This window comes from Rhizobium oryzihabitans, assembly GCF_010669145.1.
In the GTDB taxonomy this organism is placed as follows: domain Bacteria; phylum Pseudomonadota; class Alphaproteobacteria; order Rhizobiales; family Rhizobiaceae; genus Agrobacterium; species Agrobacterium oryzihabitans.
This window is the reverse complement of sequence record NZ_CP048635.1, coordinates 434,154-453,108: the sequence shown is the minus strand read 5'-3', so window position 1 is coordinate 453,108 and position 18,955 is coordinate 434,154. Positions and strand designations below refer to the sequence as shown.

Sequence of the window (18,955 nt, the reverse complement as noted above, 5' to 3'; positions counted from 1 at the left end):
TCTCTGCCGTCATGCCGGACTAGATCCGGCATCCAGCCACGGCGCGTCAGCGTCGTGAGGAAAGTCTTTCGCGATTAGTGACTTGATCGCGCTGGACCCCGAATCTAGTCCGGGGTGATGGAGTACTCGCCCGGCTTAACCGCACAGACCGCATAACGGTGCTGCAGGCCGCGCAAAATGCCCTTCAAGAGGCTGAAATTCTTCGCCTGGGCGCGATGAATCGCCTGAAGCTGCTGATCGATTGCGACGGGCTCGAACCCCGTTTTGCGCAGAAGTGCGGCGACATCGCCGGCCCTTGCGCCCTTTGAAAAATAGACCCGCGAGAGAATGCTGTTGAATGTATTTTCCGGATCCGCCGGCCTGTGCGGCTGGTCGGGTTTCACAAGGCCGATATTTTCCAGACCGGCAGCCAGTTTCTTGACCAGTTTTTCGCGCCAGCCGGTATTGACGAAATCACCGTCGACGATCAGAAGCCGCCCGCCCGGTTTCAATACGCGGAACCATTCGGCAAAACTCGCCTGCGGGTCCACCAGCGTCCAGACCAGATGGCGCGTGATGATGACATCGGCGCTTTCGCCCGGCTCCATCGTGTTTTCGGCATCGCCGACGAAAAAGCGAATGTTGCGACCGCGGCTTTTCGCTTTTTCCCTGGCAAGCGCCAGCATGGTTTCCGACCAGTCCATGCCGGTAACCTGAAAACCGAGATCGTCCATCAGATGCGAGATGACGCCGGTTCCGCTGGCGAGATCAAGCGCCTTGCGGCCTTCACCCTGTCCCAGATGCTTCAAAACCAGCGCATGCCAGGCGGCGCGCTCCTCTTCCGAGAAAATTTCATGTCCTGGCGAAAGGTCGAAGGTTGCGGCGCGGCCGGACCAATAAGCCTTGATTTCGTCTCTCAGGCTGTCGTTTTTACCATACTGGATAGTGTCGATCATTAGACTTCAACTCATACGCCGGTCAGTTGAGAACGGCTCTAAAACATAAAACTTGACTAGTATAGTCAGAAAATCATACAGCCGCGCCAGTCAACACTGGAGAGCAATATCCGATGCGCATCTCAGCCAAATCTGCGGCACTTGCCCTTGGCCTTCTCGTCTCCGCCGCCTGGCCGGCATTTGCCGAAAAGGTCACCGTCAAGGATGTGACGGGCCGGGATGTCGAAGTCAACGTCCCTGTTTCGCATATTATCCTCGGCGAAGGTCGGCAGATCTATTTCCTGGCGGCGCTCGACAAGGACAACCCTTTCCAGCACGTGGTCGGCTGGCGGGACGATCTGGCGAAAGCCGATCCGGAAACCTATGACGCCTATATCTCCAAATATCCAGAAATCGCCAAGCTCCCGACCTTCGGCGGCATGAAGGATGGCACTTTCGACATCGAACAGGCGGTTTCACTGAAGCCGGACGTAATCCTGATGAATATCGACGCCAAGACGGCGACGGAAGAGGCGGGATACATTGAAAAGCTCGCCAAGGTCGGCATTCCCTTGGTCTATGTCGATTTCCGTGAAAAGCCGATGGAAAATACCGAGCCAAGCATGCGCCTGATGGGCAAGCTGACCGGCAAGGAAAAGGTTGCCGAGGACTTCATCAAGTTCCGCGCCGATTCCATCGCCAGGGTCACCGATACGCTTGAAAAGGCCAATCCGAAGAAACCTGTCGTGTTCATCGAGCGCGCCGGCGGTTATTCCGACGATTGCTGCATGTCCTTCGGCAACGAGAATTTCGGCAAGATGGTGGAACTTGCCGGCGGCATCAACATGGCAAAGGGCATCATTCCCGGCACCTTCGGAACCGTTAATCCGGAACAGATCATCGCGTCCAATCCGGAGCAGATCATCATCACCGGCGGTAACTGGAACGGTTATGTTCCGGGCGGCAACTGGGTCGGCGTCGGTTATGGCGCGGATGTGATGGAAGCACACCGGAAGCTGGAAAACCTGACCAAGCGCCCGGCCTTTACCGGCGTGCAGGCGGTGAAGGACGGCAATGTCCATGCCATCTGGCACCAGTTCTACAACAATCCCTACCAGTTCGTGGCCATTCAGGAAATTGCCAAGTGGCTGCATCCGGACCTGTTTAAGGATCTCGATCCCGAGGCAACTTTCAAGGAATTGCATGCCCGCTTCCTGCCGCTTGATTACAAGCCCGGCTACTTCGTTTCGCTGAAAGACGCGAAATAAGACAGGGACGGTGAAGAGGAGCGCCGTCTGATCCATGGATGAAGCCGCAGCCATGCGGCTTCATCATTTGCTTTTGGAACTCAATGAGGACTTCTCATGCGGCTCAACGCTCTCAGGCATCTTGCGGTGCTGGCTTTCTCTCTTCTCGCTATGCCCGCTTTGGCAGCGGAGATCACCGACGTCACCGGACGCAAGGTCGAGCTGGATCTGCCGGCCAAGCGTGTCCTCGTCGGCGAGGCACGCCAGATTCATGTTATCGCGACGCTCAAGGGCGACCAGACTTTCGACAACATCGTCGGCTGGCGTGATGATCTTCTCAAGAAAGACCCCGACAGCTACACGGCCTATGTGAAACGTTTTCCGCAGATCGAAAAACTGCCGCGTTTCGGTTATCTGCCGCAGGGCGACTTCAGCCTGGAAACGGCGATCACCCTTTCGCCTGATGTCATTACCCTCAATCTGGAAACAGAAAAAACCGCCAAGGAAAGCGGCTTCGAAGAGAAGGCTGCCGCCGCCGGCATCAAGATCGTCTATCTCGATTTCCGCATCGATCCCGACAGGAACAGCGAAGCTTCGATTGAAATTCTCGGAAAACTGTTTGGTGCTGAAGAGCGCGCCAGGGAATTCATTGCCTATCGCCGCGCGGAAATCGCCCGCGTGACAGACCGGATTGCCAGCGCCAGAGACCTGAAGCGTCCGAACGTCTTCATCGAGCGCTCGCCCGGCATTTCCGGCGAGAACAATTGCTGCCGCACCTTTGGACCGGCCAATTTTGGTGCGATGGTTGATCTGGCTGGCGGCCACAATATTGCTGACGGTATCATCAAGACGACCTTTGGCGATCTCAATCCAGAGCAGCTCGTCGTTGCCGATCCGGACCACATCATCGTCACCGGCTCGAACTGGGCGGCGGAATCCGACATCAACCAGTTCGTTCCCCTTGGGCTTGGCGCAGACATGGCGCTCTCGCGCGAACGGCTCGCCGGTCTCATGAAGCGTACGCCGTTTCCGGAATTGAAGGCTGTCAAGCAGGGCAATGTCCACGCCGTCTGGCACCAGTTCTACGGTGCTCCCTATGAGTTCCTGCCGATCCAGCAATTCGCCAAGTGGTTCCATCCCGATCTTTTTGCCGATCTCGATCCGGAAAAGAACTTTGAGGAATTTTACCGGAAATTCCTCCCCGTGACCTATAAGCCGGGCTATTTCGCCTCCCTCGAAAAAGGTACGACTGAATGACTTCGTTGAATGAAGACGCCATTGGCGTGAGCGGGCGCGATCAATATCGCGCCCTTGCCGCTCGAAGGATCGTCATTCTGTTCGGGCTTTTTATCGCCCTGTGTTTCAGCATGGCCGCCGACATGGCGCTCGGCCCGGCGCGCTATACGATCTCCGAAGTTCTGGCGACCATTGCCGATCCGGCTGCTGCCGCAAACCAGCTTCGGGTGGTGATCTGGGATATCCGCATGCCCATCGCGCTTATGGCGGTCACCGTTGGTGCATCCCTGTCGGTTGCGGGCGCGCAGATGCAGACCATCCTGTCCAACCCGCTTGCGAGCCCTTTCACGCTTGGCATTTCGGCGGCTGCAAGTTTCGGTGCCGCACTGGCCCTTGTCGGCGGCGTGGCGATTTTTCCAGGCGCCGTGCATTACATGGTGCCGATCAACGCCTTCATCATGGCCATGGTCGCGGCTCTCTTCATCCATTTCGCCTCGACGATGCGCGGCGTGACCGTGGAGACAATCGTTCTCCTCGGCATCGCGCTGGTTTTCACCTTTAATGCGGCCCTGTCGCTGCTGGAGTATCTGGCCTCCGAACAGGCGCTGGCCGCCGTCGTGTTCTGGACCATGGGCAGCCTGACGAAGGCGACGTGGGAAAAGGTCTATATTACTGCTGCCATTCTCGTCATCACCGTGCCGATGTTCATGCGCAATGCCTGGGCGCTGACCGCACTCCGGCTGGGCGACGACAAGGCGGCGAGCATGGGCATCAATGTCCGGCGGCTGCGGTTGACGACCATGCTGACGGTCAGCCTTCTGGCGGCCATTCCGGTCTCCTTTGTCGGCACAATCGGTTTCGTCGGGCTGGTCGGTCCGCACATCGCCCGCATGGTGGTGGGCGAGGATCAGCGCTTCTTCCTGCCCGGCTCGGTGATCTGTGGCGCGCTGCTTCTGTCGGCCACCTCGGTCATCAGCAAAATCCTCATTCCCGGTGCAATTCTGCCGATCGGGGTCATCACGGCGCTTGTCGGCGTACCGTTCTTTTTCGCGCTTATTTTCGGCAACAGGAGACGCGCATGGTAGCGCTCGCACTGAAGGATGTCGGCGCCGCCTATGGGCGCACCACCGTTCTCTCCAAGGTCGGCATTGATACGCTGGAAAGCGGCAGCGTGACGGCGGTCATCGGCCCGAACGCCGCCGGCAAGTCGACGCTTTTCAAGCGCATCGCCAGCCTGATTTCGGGTCCCGGACTGGTCGAACTCTCCGATACGGCGCGCGGTAAGCGCGCTATCTGCTACATGCCGCAGGATACCGGCGCCAATGCCGTGCTGACGGTTTATGAATCCGTGCTGCTTTCCGCCAAGCAGGGCGGCGGCTGGCGTGTTCATGACGACGAGCTGTTCGAGATCGACGCCATTCTCAAGGCGCTGAAAATCCACGATCTCGCCTTTCGCGGCCTTGGCGAACTGTCAGGTGGCCAGCGACAGCTGGTGTCGCTGGCGCAAGCGCTGGCGCGCAAGCCGGAGGTGCTGTTGATGGACGAGCCGACATCCGCGCTCGATCTTCACCGGCAGATCGAGGTTCTGGGCTTCGTCACCGATCTTGCCCAGAAGACCGGCATGATCGTGCTGATCGCCCTGCACGATCTCAATCACGCACTTCGTTATTGCGAGAATACAATGGTAATCGCCCGCGGCGAAATGGTGGTGAGCGGCAGCACCGAGGCGGTGATTACCTCGGCGATGCTGCGCGATATTTATCGCATCGATGCGCGTATCGAACCCTGTTCGCAGGGCAGGCCGATGGTCATCGTAGACGGGGCTATCTGACGGATGAGGACCCGGCCGCATCCGCTGTCGGGTCTGATTTCCAAAGCCTCGGGCGCATCGTGCGCTGGCTGTGGCGCGAGCGGTGCTCGCACAAATTCTTGATAATTATAGTCATGAAATATCTGTTCGGTCCGCAGTTTGAATGCTAGAGGTTTGAGCGGAAAACTGCGTTGTCATTTTGGGGCTGGCAGTGTCGTTGATCCTCCAGATTTCTCTCGGTTGAGACATGGGCATACGGGAAGATGACAAGCGTTATAACGCTTACGTCGCGCATAGGGTCGACCTGATCAAATACGCCACCCTGATTTTGGGGTCGCGGGCGGATGCGGAAGACGTGGTTCAGGAAGCATTCCTGAAATTCGTTCCCGAAGCCTCCGGCAATCCTTCCAACCTCAAATCCTATCTTTTCCGCATCGTTCGCAATCTTGCTCTCGACAATCGCCGGCGCAATCGGCAAGACCTGCGGGAGCGACCGGATGACACCCCCTTCTGGGGCGTGCCGCAGGATCATGGCACGCCGGAGGAGCATGCGCTCTTCTGCGATGAAGTCCGGCAGATGCAGACTATTTTGGCGGCCCTGCCGGTGCAGGCGCGCGTGGCGTTGGAAATGCACAGATTCGGTGGTTACAATATGGAAGAGATCGCCCGTCACCTCGGCGTGTCCGTGGCCAGCGCTCATCGTCTGATCAAGGGTAGCATTGCCGCGATTACCAAAGAAATGAAGTGAAAAACCCCTGATTGCCCCATCTCGTGAAAAAAATCTTTTCGTCAAACGTCTATATAGCAACGCGGAAGACGAGGCGGCTATTGCGCCTTGCAAAGGAACTGGCCCGGTTCAATGACCATTGATCCAGATAAGAAAATAGAATTGCCGACCGGGAAGGCGGAAGAGGCGGCCGACTGGCTTCTGCGCCTGCATGCGGGATCGGCAGAGCCGCGGCTGAAGGCCGAATTCGATCGATGGCTCGCCGCATCGCCGGCAAACAGGCTTGCCTGGGAGCGGACGTGCAAGACCTGGCGCAACCTCGGCCTGGTCGAACCGGCTCTCAAGAACCTCTGGGAAGACGCACCACATCTGCCGGCCAAGGCCGAAAAACCGGTATCGCGGCGGCGCTTGTCCGTTCGCCATTATGCCGGCATGGCGATGGCTGCGGCGTCACTCTGTCTTGCGGTGCTGTTCGTGCCCGCGTTCTTCATCCGCATCGAGGCCGATTATCAGACCAGCACCGCCGAAAGCCGCACCATAACCCTCGAAGACGGCAGCCGGGTGCAGCTTGCCGCTGCGAGCGCCCTTTCCACCGATTTCACCGATGGCCGCCGCAACGTGAAGGTGCTGAAGGGCGAGGCCTTTTTTGATGTCGTGCCGGACAGCGCGCGATCCTTTGTGGTGGAGGCGAAAAACGTCACCGTTGAGGTGCTGGGCACTGCTTTCGATGTCGATCTGACCGATGGCGTAACACAGGTCGCGCTTGCGCATGGTTCCGTGGAAGCCTCCTTCCGCAATGCGGCGTCAACGCGACTTGTTCCGGGCGAGATGTTGATTGTCGACGCCTCCGGCGCGATCCGAAAGGAAAACGTGTCCGTGGAGGATATTGGCGGCTGGCGTAACGGCGAGCTCTATGTGGTTGATGCGACGATCGGCTCGGTCGTGGAGCAGATACAGCGCTATCATCCGGCATGGCTGACGATGGCGGACAAGAGGCTGGCTGAGCAGCGGGTGACGGGTTTTTACGATCTTCGCGATCCGGACCGCGCGCTGGAAGCCTTGGTGGAACCTTATAACGGCAAGGTGCATGCGATTGGCGGCAGCGCCCGCATCATCACCCGTTTCTGAAACAGTTGGATACAAAAAATCATATTTATTTTCAGTAATTTATAAAATTTCTCCCGAAAGCCTGAAAAAAATTGCCGCGGCAATCGTCTTTTTGTTGAGTAATCCGGTCAAGATATTTCCGGAGAGAAAGACAGGAAGACGAAAGCAATATGCGCTGCCACATACGTATGAACGGTTCAGGGAAAAAAGCGGGGAAGCGGGCACGCAGAACCGTGCTTTTGGCGACGACGGCAGTCGTCGTTTCAATCTCGATGCCGGTTTTTGCGCAGACCGGGCCCAACGCCGCCAATAGCCAAGGCCCGAGCGGCGAGCAGGGTGCAACGCGGCCCTTTAACATTCCCGCCCAGTCGCTGTCCTCCGTCGTGGGTGCTTTCGGACGCCAATCCGGGCTCCAGGTCACGCTTGCCACACCATCGGCCGGCAATGTGCGCACCAATGCCGTCACCGGCAGTTTCACGGTGCGGGAGGCGCTGTCCCGGCTTCTGGCCGGCACCGGCGTTAATTTCCGGATTGCTGGAAACGGCAGAACCGTCATCATCGGCACAGGGCAGGGCGCCGCAGACCTTTCCGGGGCGGAAGGCACGACCGTTCTGGAAGAAATTACCGTGACCGGCAAGACGGGACGCAATTCCATCGCCGGTGCCGGTTATCAGGGGACGCCCGACTGGGTTTATGAAACCCCCGCCAGCGTCAGCGTCGTCAGCCGCCAGGCGATACAGTCCGCCGGCGTGCGCAACACACGCGATGTCTTCAATCGCGTATCGGGCGTTTACGCCGGTGAAGGCAACGGCAGTTTCCCGACCGTTTCACCCAATGTGCGCGGCTTGCAGGAAAGCGGCCGCGTGGTCGTCTCCATCGACGGGGCGCGACAGAATGCGCAGCGTGGTTTCAGCACCGGTGGCGCCTCGATTTATTCTGCCAATAACGGCCAGGCCTATGTGGATGTGGCCTTCATCCGCGCCGTCGAGGTGGAAAAAATGACCAACGCCACATCCGGCAATGCCGGTTCGCTGGGCGGAAAAGTTGAGTTTCGAACCGTCAGCGCCGCCGATCTCATCCCTGAGGGTGCAAACAACGGCGGAGAGGTGAACGTTTCCCGCGGCACCAATGGTTACGATTTTCAGGGTTCGGTTCTGGCTGCTGTTCGAGAGCCGGATGGCCCCCTCTCCTTCGTTGCCGGTTACAGCCGCACGATCATGGATGAATACAGGATCGGCACCAGAGGCGAGGCGCGAAGCACCGCATTGACGATGAAGGACCTGCTCGGCCGCGACGGCTGGTCGAGTTTTTTCAAGGGGGAAGGTGATTTCGGTGATGTGAAGGCGTCGCTGTCATGGATGCACCAGCAGAATGACTTCGTTCAGGGTGCCGCCGAACAGATAGACCGGGAGAGCGTGCGTAACGACAGCATTGTTGCCAAGCTGGACTGGGATCCTGAAAGCGAACTCATAGACTTCAAGTCGTCGCTGTGGCTGAACGACAATATGACGCACGAGTTGCGATCGGCGCGCAAAGGATATGCTGTTGAAACGAACCTTGATATGGGCCTGCGCAGTTTCGGCGGCAGTGTCGAAAACACTAGTCGCTTCGATACGAAGGCCGGTGCGCTCAGCCTGAACTACGGTGCGGAAGCTTTCAGGGACATTTCCTCATCGGTTGCTACAAGTGCTGCCATCGCGAACAATCCCGCCTTTGCCAGCAGCTACACCGCTTTCAGCCCGCCCGGGCGGCGTGATGTCGCAAGCCTGTTTTTAAACGGTGAACTTGAGCCTGCGGACTGGATAGTGATAAGCGGCGGCGTACGGTACGACTGGTCGCGTCTGAAGGGCAAGTCGACATATTACGATGAAATTTCGTATTTGAGCACGATCACCGTTGCATGTGATCCGATTGGAAACAACTACACAGCATCTCAATATTATTACGCTGTTTTCCTTCCGCAGAATCCCGGCACCAATATTACCGAGGCGAGGTTTCTTAGCCGGGTCTGGAGCACAGTTTCTTCCAGCTGTATGCCGGGAACCGGGCCATCGGCTACGCGATACGATCCCGTCACCGAAAATCCCGCCTATGAGATGGATATCGACCGTACCTATAGTGCTTGGCTGCCCTCCGCCACGATAGAATTCAAGCCGTTCGACTGGTTCCGCCCCTATGTGAGCTATTCCCAGAGCTTGCGTCCGCCAACAACTCTTGAGGCTTTTTTCGCCGGTGCGCGTCCAGGGGATTCCGTTGGCTACGAGTATGCGCCGAACCAATTTCTGAGAGCCGAAAAAGCCACAACCTATGAAATCGGCGCGAATATGAGTTTCGACGGTGTGCTGCTGGACCACGATTCCGTGCGCATCAAAATGGCCGCCTTTCGCCGTGAGGTGAAGGATTACATCGCTCTCGGTTATCTCGTCACGGATCAGGTGGCGAACCGTACCTATACCAGCTTCGTCAATCTCGACGGCACGACCTACATGCGCGGGCTCGAATTCGAGGGCAATTATGATGCGCGGAGCTTTTGGCTGGGTGGCTCGGCGACGTTGCTGAAGACCGACTGGCCGGACAAAACACAGGTCTTTTCCAATGGCACGACCACGACAAGCGGCGAAATCGTCGCATGGCCAGGCGACGTCGCACCGAAGGTGAAGCTCACGCTCGATGGAGGAATGCGTTTCTTAGACGAAAAACTCTCTCTGGGAGCACGGCTCAACCATGTCACGCCGACACAGTCACGCACGCTCGATACGGAGGGCAATCTGCGCGAGGTGACCGATCCCTACACGACGGTGGATCTCTATGGTTCCTATGCCTTCAACGACAAGGCGACACTTCGTTTCGCCGTCAACAATCTGACGGACCGCAAATATATTCCGGCCACAAGCGCCTACACCGCGCCGGGCCGCACCTTTATCGCGACGATGAACGTGAAGTTTTGATGCGCGGAAGAAACTCTCCGGGCTGGGTTGCAGCCCCTCCCGGAGATGAAACGCCTTCGTCTCATGACAAAGGCATCCCTATTGGCCAGCAAAGGAGTACACTCATGGCTACCACAATTCAACTGACGCAGTCTTCCTCCGACCTGATCGGCTACCTCAACGGTTGGACGAGCGGTTTCGGTTCGACCTATGGTGCGTTCTACGACGCTCAGACCAGCTCTCTCGCCACGACCACCATCGATCCGAATACCACCTATGAGGCTTGGGGCGATGGCAGCAACGGCGGCAAGGGCATCGTCATGAGCGGCGCTCTGCAGTACTCCCAGGGCAACCTGACGGGTTCAGTCGACAGCATCGTTCTGGGTACCGGCTACAGCCAGTCCACCAGCGGCATCGCCGTCAGCCAGCAGGAACTGCTGATCGATCCCGACGGCTCCTACTCGCTCGCAGGCGCGCGCGATCTGCTTGACCTCGCCGTTTACCAGCTTGCGCGCTTCGGCTCGCTGGCCGGTTTCTATGACTACTTCGCTGCCACTGGCACTGTGATCGAGGATACCGCGTCTTCGAACACGCTGACCGGTTTTGCCGGCGCTGATACATTTGTGTTCTCGGGTGGTAACGATATCGTAACCGCAGGACCAACCGGCACCTATGGTTATCAGGATGGTACTGATAAGCTTGATGTATCCGGTTGGGGCTCGACCTCGGTCGCTGACCTGTTCTGGTATAACCTCAACGGCAATGCGGTGGTAGAATCTGACTCCAACGCGTCAGTTTCGATCACACTCGTCGGCGTCGATGCAAGCGTACTCGACGCATCGGACTTCATTTTCGCCAGCGCATCGGCGCTTGCCGCGTAAAGGAAAATCAGGCTGTGGGCTTTCAAAACCACCAGCAGACACCGCCGCAGTCCCTCACTGCGGCGGTTGTTTCGCCCCTTAAAAGCACATTTCTCGGCGTTGCGCTCGTCAGTGGCGTGGTCAATATACTCGCGCTCACGTCGCCCCTGTTCATGCTGCAGGTCTATGACCGGGTGCTGGCGAGCGGCAGCCTGCCGACGCTGGTCGGGCTCGCCCTTCTTGCGCTCGGTCTCTATGGCTTCCAGTGCCTGCTCGATATCATCCGCGCCCGCGTTCTGATCCGCATCGGCGAAGATTTCGACATGCGCTACTCCGGCCGGGTGCATGATGCGGTGGTGCGGCTTCCGCTCGTCAACCGCATGCCGGGTGACGGTCTGCAGCCGCTGCGCGATCTCGACAATGTGCGCGGTTTTCTGTCCGGCACGGGGCCGACCGCCTTTTTCGATCTGCCGTGGATGCCGCTCTATCTCGGCATATGTTTTCTGTTTCATTTCTGGATCGGTGTGACGGCCCTTGCCGGCGCCATTCTGCTCATATCCCTGACTATTCTGACCAATATCTTTTCCCAGAAGCCGATTCGCGACACCATGGTCGAAAACATGGCGCGCAATCGGCAGCTGGAAGCCTCGCGCCGCAACGCCGAGGTCGTCCAGGCTATGGGGCTTGCAGGCCGGCTCGGCAAACGCTGGCAAATCGCCAACGAGGCCTATCTTGCCGCCAACCGCAAGGCAGGCGATGTGGCCGGTGGCCTCGGCAATATTGCGAAATCCCTGCGGGTCGTGCTGCAATCGGCCATTCTCGCGGTCGGCGCATGGCTGGTCATCCAGCAGGAGGCCTCAGGCGGCGTGATGATCGCAAGCTCGATCATGATGGGTCGGGCGCTCGCGCCCGTCGATCTGGCGATTTCCAACTGGAAATCCTTCGTGGCGGCCCGGCAGAGCTGGGCGCGGCTGAAAGAGCTTTTCGCGCAGATGCCGGCCACGGCCGCAGCAATGGCTCTGCCGAAGCCCGAGAAGGAACTGAGGGTCGAAAACGTTACCATCGTTCCGCCGGGGGAGAGAAAGCCGACCGTTGCGGGACTTGGTTTTGTCGTGACCGCCGGAAACGCGCTCGGCGTCATCGGCCCGTCCGGCTCGGGCAAATCCACCCTTTCGCGCATTCTCACCGGTGCCTGGATGCCGGCCGCCGGCAAGGTGCGGCTCGATGGCGCGAGCTTTGATCAATGGGATCGCGAAGCCCTCGGCCGCCACATCGGTTATCTGCCGCAGGGCGTGGAGCTTTTCGACGGCACGATCGGCGAAAACATTTCCCGTTTCGAGGACAACCCCGATCCCGAGGCCATCATCACGGCGGCGAAAGCCGCGGGTGCCCACGAACTGATCCTGCGCTTCGAGAAGGGTTACGACAGCGACATAGGTGAAGCCGGCTCCGCGCTTTCGGCAGGACAGCGCCAGCGCATCGGTCTTGCCCGTGCGCTTTATGGCGATCCTTTCATTGTGGTGCTGGACGAGCCGAACGCCAATCTCGATGCGGAAGGCGAAGCGGCCGTCGTCAGGGCGATTGCGTCGGTCAAGGCGCGCAACGGCATCGCCGTTGTCGTTGCGCATCGGCCGAGCGCGATCGGTGCCGTCGATTTCATTTTGATGATGGAGGAGGGGCGGATGAAAGCCTTCGGCCCGCGCGACGAGGTGCTGTCGAAAGTACTGCGCGCGCCAAACGGGCAGGGGGTCAAGGGTTTTACCGCCTCCGCCCAAACGATTTCGCCGCTGCGCGTCGTCGCCAACACCAAACCCCAGGCGGTGGCGCTGGAAGACGCTGCAGACGTGCGCCAGGAAGGGGATACGGATGTCAAAAACTGACCAGCGCACCGAGGTGTCCCGCTCCATTCGCAAACATCTTCTTGCTGGCCTTGCCGCGAGTGTCGCGCTGCTGGCCGGTGTCGGCGGATGGGCCGCAACGACCAATCTTGCCGGCGCGGTCGTTGCGTCCGGGCATCTGGTCGTGGATTCCTACAGCAAGAAAGTGCAGCACCCCAAAGGTGGCGTCGTCGGCGAAATTCTGGTGAGCGAGGGTGACAGGGTCAAGGCCGGCGATGTCGTCATGCGTTTCGACGCGACCCAGACCCGCGCCAATCTCGCCATCGTCACCAAGCGACTGGATGAGCTCAGCGCACGCATGGCAAGGCTGGAAGCCGAGCGTGACGATCTGGCGGAACTCACTTTTCCGCAGGCTCTTGTCGCGCGCAAGGACGATCCGGATGTCGCTTCCGCCATGCGCAGCGAAACCAAGCTGTTCGAATTCCGCAAATCTTATCGCGAGGGGCGCAAAGCGCAGCTATCCGAGCGCATCACCCAGTTCGAGCACGAGATTGAAGGCCTGAAGGCGCAGGAGGTTGCCTATGACAATGGCCTTGCCGTTCTGCAGGCCGAGATCATCTCGCAGAAATCCCTCCGGGAACAGGGTGTCGTCTCCGTGCAGCGGCTGAACAGCCTGCAGACCCAGGCCGCGACATTTGGCGGCGAGCGTGGCGAAAAAATCGCCTATCAGGCGCAGACGGCAGGCCGGATCACCGAGACGAAACTGCAAATTCTCCAGATCGATCAGGAACTGCGCACCGAGGTCGGGCGCGAACTTCGCGAGATACAGGCCCAGATGGGCGAATATGTCGAGCGCAAGGTGGCTGCCGAGGACGAGCTGAAACGTATCGATATCATCGCGCCGCAATCTGGCATGGTGCATGAAATGGCGGTGCATACCGTGGGCGGCGTGGTGACACCCGCCGATCCGATCATGCTCATCGTGCCCGACGGAGATGAGCTGGCGCTGGAGGTGCAGATCGTACCGAAGGATATCGACCAGCTGCAGCTGGGGCAAAAAGCCATGCTGCGCATGACAGCCTTCAACCAGCGCGTCACGCCGGAACTGGAAGGCCATGTCAGTCGCATCGCGGCGGATATCACCACCGATCAGCGCACTGGTCTGTCCTATTATCTGGCGAGGATTTCCGTGCCGGTTACCGAGCGGGAAAAGCTTAACAATGCGCCGCTGGTGCCGGGCATGCCTGCCGAAGCCTTCATTCAGACCAGCGAAAGGACAGCATTGTCCTATATCGCCAAGCCGCTGACGGACCAGATCAGCCGCGCCTTCCGGGAGGACTGAAGCTTCAGGCAGACAGCGGACGGGTCATGCCCCGTCCGCAAAGCGGAAGGCCGGAAAACCCTGAACATCGGCCGGAATGGCCCAGACGCCGCCGGAATGGGGAAAGCGCGTGCGGGTCTCCTCACTCATCTTGTTTCCGTGTGAGGTGACGAACAGGGTCCGGAAATCCTCGCCACCAAAACAGGACATGGTGGGATGCGGCACCGGCATCCGGATTTTATTGAATGGCTTGCCGTCATCATCGTAAACATTCAGCACGCCAGCGGAAACGCCGGCGCTCCAGTACCTGCCGGCGCCATCCACGCAGCCGCCGTCCGGACGGCCATCTTCTTCGGTCGGCCGGGCGATGATCCGGCCGTCGTCGAAAGCGCCGGTCTCTTTGTCGAAGCGTCGCCTGCGGATCCATTGCTGAACGGAATCGCTGTGCCACATCACCGATCCGTCGGCGGAAAAGGCGAGGCCGTTGGGACAGGTCAGCCCCGTTTCCATAAGGCGGATGTCGTTTGCGGTGACCCGCCACAATTGACCTTTCGGCCTTATCTCGCTGAACGGGCCGCCATCCATGGTGCCCACCCAGAATGCGCCGTCCGGGCCGACACGGCCATCATTCAGCCGGCAGGGCAGGGCATCGGGCGCGGGTATGGTAACGAGCGTTTGCACCGTGTCGCTTTCAGGATCAACCAGCAGGATCTGCATTCCACATGCGACGATCAGCCTGCCGCTTTCACAAAGGCCAAGACAGGAGACGGTGTCCGCAAGGGTGCATGTCCAGTATGTCCGGCTGGAAGGGGCGAAGGAATGGAGCTTTTTCTCCACGATATCGCACCAGAAAAGGGCTTGTCGCCGTTCGTCCCATACGGGGGATTCCGCAAGCGTGCCGATCACGTCGCAGAAAAGTTCCGCCTGCCCCAAATTCCGCATCATCTCTGCCATTGTGCTTTCAATTCGTCCGGTCTGATCTTCGAAGGCTTTTGCCGCTAGTCGAAATATTCGCGGTGAGCCTCGTATATTTGCGACAAAATGCCAAGGACACGTCGCAGATGCTGGCGCAGCCATTCCACGGCGCGCTCTTCATCCCTAGCCTTGACTGCGTCGTAGACAGCCTCGTGTTCGGAAAGCAGACGGGCCATATGGGCCTCATCGGTTATGGCGAGCACCCGCAACCGGTCCAGTGCCGCCTTTTCCCGCATCAGCAGTATTTCCAGACGGTCAAGACCGGTGGCGGCGGCCAGCGCGCTGTGAAACTGATCGTCATGCAGGCGGAACGCTTTTCTGTCGCCGTCCACGATCGCCTGGCGCTGGGCGGCAAGAGCCTGTTCGATGTCGCGCATTGCGCGGGCGGACAGGTCCATCTGGCAAAGCCTGCGAATGGCGGCCACTTCCAGCGCCTCGCGGATGAACTGGGCGCTTCTGATCTGCTGTTCCGATAGTTTGGAGACGTACGTTCCCCGGCTCGGCAGGGTGACAATCAACCCGTCATCGCGAAGACGGCTTAATGCCTCGCGAACAGGCGTGCGGCTGGAATTGAAAAGCTGGCCGATATCGTTTTCCGACACGGCCTGACCCGGTGCAAGCTGTCTTGCGAGGATGGCGCCCTTCAGCGCGGCATAGATCTGGTCCACCGCGGGACGGTTCAAATCCAGCGGCTCCATCTCCGGGGTCGGGCGCTCTGTCGTCAGGCCTTTTCGCATTTTTCCCCCTGCTTCCGGCAATTCTCATAATCCTGTTTACCGGAATGCAAATTTATTGACAACCGGCATACCGGTATGCACTTTTACCGCCAAGCGTGGGTTGGGAGGCTCGCGGTCATGCGGACAGGCAAAACTTTTGTCATTGTTGGTGCGGGAATGGTGGCCAGAACCCATGTGCTGGCAGCGGCCGCCTGTGCCGATAAAATGACGCTCAAGGGACTTGTCGATGGCGGCTCCGGGCGGGCGGCGCGCCTTGCAGAAGAGGCATCCAAACTTGTCGGGAATGATGTCGCCGTCTATCGATCCATTGAGGAGGTCGCCGACGATCCCGAGGTGGATTTTGCCATTGTTGCGACACCGCCGAACGCCCGCGCAAGCGTGGTCCATCCGCTAGCAAGTGCCGGCAAACATATCCTTCTCGAAAAGCCGGTTGCCCGCACCACAGCGGAGGCTGAGGAAGTTGTCGCTTTCTGCCGCAGCGCCGGCGTCACGCTCGGCATTGTTTTCCAGCACCGCATGCGGGCTGCATCCCTGAAAGCGAATGAGCTTGTTGCCGGCGGCACACTCAGTGCACTCGGTGTCTGCGAGATTTCCGTGCCCTGGTGGCGCACCCAAGCCTATTATGACGAGCCGGGGCGCGGAACGCGGGAGCGGGATGGCGGCGGCGTTCTGATATCGCAGGCAATCCATACGATCGATCTGGCGCTCAGCCTTGCCGGTCCGGTCGCACGGGTGCAGGCCATGGCGGCAACGACGCGGTTTCACAGGATGGAGACGGAGGATTTCGTCTCTGCCGGGCTGCGTTTCGAAAACGGTGCCGTAGGTTCACTGGTGGCAAGTACCGCCAGTTTTCCCGGCGGGGCGGAAACAATTACCCTGCATTTTGAAAAGGCAAGTCTGAGACTCGCTTCCGGCGTGCTGCATGTGGACTGGAGGGACGGGCGCAGCGAGGCTTTTGGCGGTGCCGCGTCCGGCACCGGTGGTGGCGCCGATCCCATGGCTTTCACCCATGAATGGCATCAGGCTGTCCTTGAGGATTTCGTCGATGCCCTCGTTTCGGAGCGTGAGCCGGTGGTGACCGGTAAGGCCGCGCTCCATTCTCACCGACTGATCGATGCAATCGTCAAATCCGCCGAAGGCGGCAAGGAAGTGGAACTGCGCAATGACTAAACCAATCAAATTTGCGGCTCTCGGTATCGAGCACCGGCATATTTTTGGCATGTCACAGAACATGCTGAATGCCGGGGCGGAATTTGCCGGCTGGTGGACGGAGGGCGAACCAGAAGTCGTGGAAGGTTTCCTGAAACGGTTCCCCGATGTTCCCCGCATGACGAGCGTTGAAGACGTGCTTGCCGACCCGACCATCGACCTCGTCCTGATCGCCGATGTTCCGAAGAACCGTGCCGATCTCGCTATCCGTGCCATGGATGCGGGCAAGGATGTGATGTCGGACAAGCCGGGATGCACGACACTCGCGCAACTGGAACGTCTGCGCGAGGCCGTTGCCCGGACCAAACGCATCTGGTCGGTCAATTTTTCGGAACGTTTCGAGGTGCCAAGTGTGACAAAGGCGACGGAACTGGTGGCTGCCGGCGCCATTGGCCGGGTCGTGCAGACCATCGGAATGGGGCCGCACCGGCTCAACCGCGCGCTGCGCGCTGACTGGTTTTTCGACCGCGAAGCCTATGGTGGCATCCTGACCGATATTGCCAGCCACCAGATCGACCAGTTCATGTTCTTTACCGGCTCGACGCAGGTGGAAGTGGTTTCGGCGACGGTGGCGAATTACGCCAATCCCGGCGATCCGGGTTTGCAGGATTTCGGCGAGGTGTTGCTGCGCGGTGACCGGGGCCACGGTTACATCCGCGTCGACTGGTATACGCCCGATGCGCTGCCGACCTGGGGCGATGGCCGCCTGACCATTCTCGGAACGGAGGGCTATATCGAGCTCCGGAAATATGTCGATCTCGGCAACAAGCCGGGCACTGACCGGCTCATTCTCGTCAATGGCGACCGCTGCGAATATATCGATGCTTCCGATGCCGGTCTGCCCTATTTCGACCGCCTGTCGGCCGATATCCGCAACCGCACTGAAACCGCCATGCCGCAAGCGCATGTGTTCAAGGTTTGCGAACTCGCGCTTCAGGCGCAGGCAAAGGCCGAAGGGAGAACGGCATGATCGGCGTTGCAATCATCGGCGCCGGCATCGGCGCATTGCATCTGAAGGGGTATCGCGCACTTTCCGGGCGTTACGCGGTCAAGGCAATCTGCGATCTCGATCTGGAGCGGGCGCGCAAGCTTGCCGAGGATGATCCCTCGATAAAGGTGACCGCCAGCCTGGATGAGGTACTGGCGGATGAGAGCATTTCGCTGATCGACATATGTCTGCCGCCGCATCTGCATTTTCCGGTCGCCCTTCAGGCCCATGCCGCCGGCAAGGATGTGATCTGCGAAAAGCCGCTGGTGCGTTCGCTGGAAGAGGCGAATGCGCTGCTTCTTTCGGTGAAGAACACCGGTCGTCAGGTCTTCCCGGTTTTCCAGTATCGTTTCGGCCATGCCATGCGGCAATTGCGTGCGCTCATCGATGCCGGTCTTGCGGGGAAAGCCTTTGTCGCCAGTTCCGAAGTGCACTGGAACCGGGGCGCAGACTACTACTCCATTCCTTGGCGCGGCACATGGAAAGGCGAATGCGGCGGCGCGACCCTCGGCCATGCCATTCATGCCCATGATCTCATCTGCCATGTGCTGGGTCCCGTCGAGGAAGTATTCGCGTTTGCCGATACAAGGGTGAACACCATCGAGACCGAAGATTGCGCGGCTATCAGCCTGCGCATGAAGAGTGGGGCATTGGTCACAAGCTCCGTCACGCTCGGCGCGGGTAATGATACGTCGCGACTGCGTTTCTGTTTCGAGGGGCTGACCGCCGAAAGCGGTACCAAGCCCTATGCGCCGGCCGAAGACACCTGGCGGTTCACGGCACGCGCGCCGACGACGCAGGAGGAGATCGACGCGGTTCTGGCGAAGGTCGGCACCGGGCTGGATGGCTTTGCCGGTTTCCTCGAAGCTATCGCGGATGCGGTGGAGGGGCGCGGCGGCAATGAAGTGACCGTGGCTGACGGGTTGCGATCCATCGAACTCGTCACCGCCATCTACAAATCCGTGCGTCAGGGACAGCCTGTGCGGTTGCCGCTGACTTCCGATGACGATCTCTATAAGGGCTGGGCGCCGCAAGCGCCGGTTTTGCGGGAAGCCTGAC

The 18,955-nt window shown here is 59.4% G+C and carries 17 protein-coding genes; 14 read left to right on the top strand and 3 right to left on the bottom strand.

Features of this window, described 5'->3' with window-relative positions; translation table 11 throughout:
• Nucleotides 1-104 precede the first annotated feature (104 nt).
• Nucleotides 105-935 carry a class I SAM-dependent methyltransferase gene (locus G3A56_RS18770; protein WP_082185692.1) on the bottom strand — a complete coding sequence of 277 codons (831 nt, stop codon included), beginning with the start codon at nt 933-935 and terminating at the stop codon, nt 105-107.
• Nucleotides 936-1,048: 113 nt separating this feature from the next.
• Here G3A56_RS18770 and G3A56_RS18765 point away from each other — a divergent pair, with 113 nt between their 5' ends.
• The 11 genes from G3A56_RS18765 to G3A56_RS18720 all read left to right on the top strand — a co-directional run bounded on the left by G3A56_RS18765 (nt 1,049) and on the right by G3A56_RS18720 (nt 14,008).
• Nucleotides 1,049-2,182: an ABC transporter substrate-binding protein gene (locus tag G3A56_RS18765; RefSeq protein WP_082185693.1), complete on the top strand. Its 1,134-nt coding sequence runs from the start codon at nt 1,049-1,051 to the stop codon at nt 2,180-2,182.
• 96 nt (nt 2,183-2,278) lie between these two features.
• Nucleotides 2,279-3,418 (top strand): ABC transporter substrate-binding protein, encoded by a 1,140-nt coding sequence (locus G3A56_RS18760; RefSeq protein ID WP_137067593.1) that lies wholly within the window; start codon nt 2,279-2,281, stop codon nt 3,416-3,418.
• On the top strand, nt 3,415-4,482 hold the full coding sequence (locus G3A56_RS18755; RefSeq protein ID WP_003500477.1) for a FecCD family ABC transporter permease: 1,068 nt from the start codon (nt 3,415-3,417) through the stop codon (nt 4,480-4,482). Before G3A56_RS18760 ends, G3A56_RS18755 begins: the two co-directional genes overlap by 4 nt.
• Nucleotides 4,476-5,228 (top strand): ABC transporter ATP-binding protein, encoded by a 753-nt coding sequence (locus G3A56_RS18750; RefSeq protein ID WP_003500479.1) that lies wholly within the window; start codon nt 4,476-4,478, stop codon nt 5,226-5,228. Before G3A56_RS18755 ends, G3A56_RS18750 begins: the two co-directional genes overlap by 7 nt.
• A gap of 226 nt (nt 5,229-5,454) precedes the next feature.
• On the top strand, nt 5,455-5,955 hold the full coding sequence (locus tag G3A56_RS18745; RefSeq protein WP_082185694.1) for an RNA polymerase sigma factor: 501 nt from the start codon (nt 5,455-5,457) through the stop codon (nt 5,953-5,955).
• Nucleotides 5,956-6,066: 111 nt separating this feature from the next.
• The gene (locus tag G3A56_RS18740; RefSeq protein ID WP_082185695.1) at nt 6,067-7,062 is read left to right on the top strand and encodes a FecR family protein; all 996 of its coding nucleotides are present in this window, start codon (nt 6,067-6,069) and stop codon (nt 7,060-7,062) included.
• The gene (locus G3A56_RS29020) at nt 7,028-7,354 is read left to right on the top strand and encodes a hypothetical protein (RefSeq protein ID WP_246231389.1); all 327 of its coding nucleotides are present in this window, start codon (nt 7,028-7,030) and stop codon (nt 7,352-7,354) included. The genes G3A56_RS18740 and G3A56_RS29020 overlap by 35 nt, the downstream gene beginning before the upstream one ends.
• Nucleotides 7,314-9,989, top strand: a complete 2,676-nt coding sequence (locus tag G3A56_RS18735) for a TonB-dependent receptor (RefSeq protein WP_246231434.1) — start codon at nt 7,314-7,316, stop codon at nt 9,987-9,989. Before G3A56_RS29020 ends, G3A56_RS18735 begins: the two co-directional genes overlap by 41 nt.
• Before the next feature lie 104 nt (nt 9,990-10,093).
• A complete protein-coding gene (locus tag G3A56_RS18730) occupies nt 10,094-10,849 on the top strand; it encodes a calcium-binding protein (protein WP_003500487.1) in 756 nt (251 codons plus the stop codon).
• Nucleotides 10,850-10,863: 14 nt separating this feature from the next.
• Entirely contained in the window at nt 10,864-12,708 is a 1,845-nt protein-coding gene (locus G3A56_RS18725; protein ID WP_082185697.1) for a type I secretion system permease/ATPase, read from the top strand.
• Nucleotides 12,695-14,008 (top strand): HlyD family type I secretion periplasmic adaptor subunit, encoded by a 1,314-nt coding sequence (locus G3A56_RS18720; protein WP_082185698.1) that lies wholly within the window; start codon nt 12,695-12,697, stop codon nt 14,006-14,008. Before G3A56_RS18725 ends, G3A56_RS18720 begins: the two co-directional genes overlap by 14 nt.
• Nucleotides 14,009-14,032: 24 nt before the next feature.
• Here the strand turns inward: G3A56_RS18720 and G3A56_RS18715 are convergent, their stop codons facing one another.
• Together G3A56_RS18715 and G3A56_RS18710 are read right to left on the bottom strand one after the other, a co-directional pair.
• Nucleotides 14,033-14,941 carry an SMP-30/gluconolactonase/LRE family protein gene (locus tag G3A56_RS18715; protein WP_246231388.1) on the bottom strand — a complete coding sequence of 303 codons (909 nt, stop codon included), beginning with the start codon at nt 14,939-14,941 and terminating at the stop codon, nt 14,033-14,035.
• A gap of 44 nt (nt 14,942-14,985) precedes the next feature.
• Entirely contained in the window at nt 14,986-15,699 is a 714-nt protein-coding gene (locus tag G3A56_RS18710; protein ID WP_082185699.1) for a GntR family transcriptional regulator, read from the bottom strand.
• 117 nt (nt 15,700-15,816) lie between these two features.
• Between G3A56_RS18710 and G3A56_RS18705 the strand changes: the two genes are divergently transcribed.
• From G3A56_RS18705 to G3A56_RS18695, 3 genes are read left to right on the top strand one after another with little or no spacing between them, the layout of a single operon-like run.
• Nucleotides 15,817-16,869 (top strand): Gfo/Idh/MocA family protein, encoded by a 1,053-nt coding sequence (locus G3A56_RS18705; RefSeq protein ID WP_082185700.1) that lies wholly within the window; start codon nt 15,817-15,819, stop codon nt 16,867-16,869.
• On the top strand, nt 16,862-17,878 hold the full coding sequence (locus tag G3A56_RS18700) for a Gfo/Idh/MocA family protein (RefSeq protein WP_082185701.1): 1,017 nt from the start codon (nt 16,862-16,864) through the stop codon (nt 17,876-17,878). Before G3A56_RS18705 ends, G3A56_RS18700 begins: the two co-directional genes overlap by 8 nt.
• Nucleotides 17,875-18,954 carry a Gfo/Idh/MocA family protein gene (locus tag G3A56_RS18695; RefSeq protein ID WP_082185702.1) on the top strand — a complete coding sequence of 360 codons (1,080 nt, stop codon included), beginning with the start codon at nt 17,875-17,877 and terminating at the stop codon, nt 18,952-18,954. The genes G3A56_RS18700 and G3A56_RS18695 overlap by 4 nt, the downstream gene beginning before the upstream one ends.
• Nucleotide 18,955 lies beyond the last annotated feature (1 nt).

Excerpts from the sequence above, each read along its gene's own strand:
- G3A56_RS18770 (WP_082185692.1), bottom strand. The coding sequence starts at position 935 with ATGATCGACACTATCCAGTATGGTAAAAACGACAGCCTGAGAGACGAA.
- G3A56_RS18765 (WP_082185693.1), top strand. The coding sequence starts at position 1,049 with ATGCGCATCTCAGCCAAATCTGCGGCACTTGCCCTTGGCCTTCTCGTC.
- G3A56_RS18760 (WP_137067593.1), top strand. The coding sequence starts at position 2,279 with ATGCGGCTCAACGCTCTCAGGCATCTTGCGGTGCTGGCTTTCTCTCTT.
- G3A56_RS18755 (WP_003500477.1), top strand. The coding sequence starts at position 3,415 with ATGACTTCGTTGAATGAAGACGCCATTGGCGTGAGCGGGCGCGATCAA.
- G3A56_RS18750 (WP_003500479.1), top strand. The coding sequence starts at position 4,476 with ATGGTAGCGCTCGCACTGAAGGATGTCGGCGCCGCCTATGGGCGCACC.
- G3A56_RS18745 (WP_082185694.1), top strand. The coding sequence starts at position 5,455 with ATGGGCATACGGGAAGATGACAAGCGTTATAACGCTTACGTCGCGCAT.
- G3A56_RS18740 (WP_082185695.1), top strand. The coding sequence starts at position 6,067 with ATGACCATTGATCCAGATAAGAAAATAGAATTGCCGACCGGGAAGGCG.
- G3A56_RS18735 (WP_246231434.1), top strand. The coding sequence starts at position 7,314 with ATGCCGGTTTTTGCGCAGACCGGGCCCAACGCCGCCAATAGCCAAGGC.
- G3A56_RS18730 (WP_003500487.1), top strand. The coding sequence starts at position 10,094 with ATGGCTACCACAATTCAACTGACGCAGTCTTCCTCCGACCTGATCGGC.
- G3A56_RS18720 (WP_082185698.1), top strand. The coding sequence starts at position 12,695 with ATGTCAAAAACTGACCAGCGCACCGAGGTGTCCCGCTCCATTCGCAAA.
- G3A56_RS18715 (WP_246231388.1), bottom strand. The coding sequence starts at position 14,941 with ATGGCAGAGATGATGCGGAATTTGGGGCAGGCGGAACTTTTCTGCGAC.
- G3A56_RS18710 (WP_082185699.1), bottom strand. The coding sequence starts at position 15,699 with ATGCGAAAAGGCCTGACGACAGAGCGCCCGACCCCGGAGATGGAGCCG.
- G3A56_RS18705 (WP_082185700.1), top strand. The coding sequence starts at position 15,817 with ATGCGGACAGGCAAAACTTTTGTCATTGTTGGTGCGGGAATGGTGGCC.
- G3A56_RS18700 (WP_082185701.1), top strand. The coding sequence starts at position 16,862 with ATGACTAAACCAATCAAATTTGCGGCTCTCGGTATCGAGCACCGGCAT.
- G3A56_RS18695 (WP_082185702.1), top strand. The coding sequence starts at position 17,875 with ATGATCGGCGTTGCAATCATCGGCGCCGGCATCGGCGCATTGCATCTG.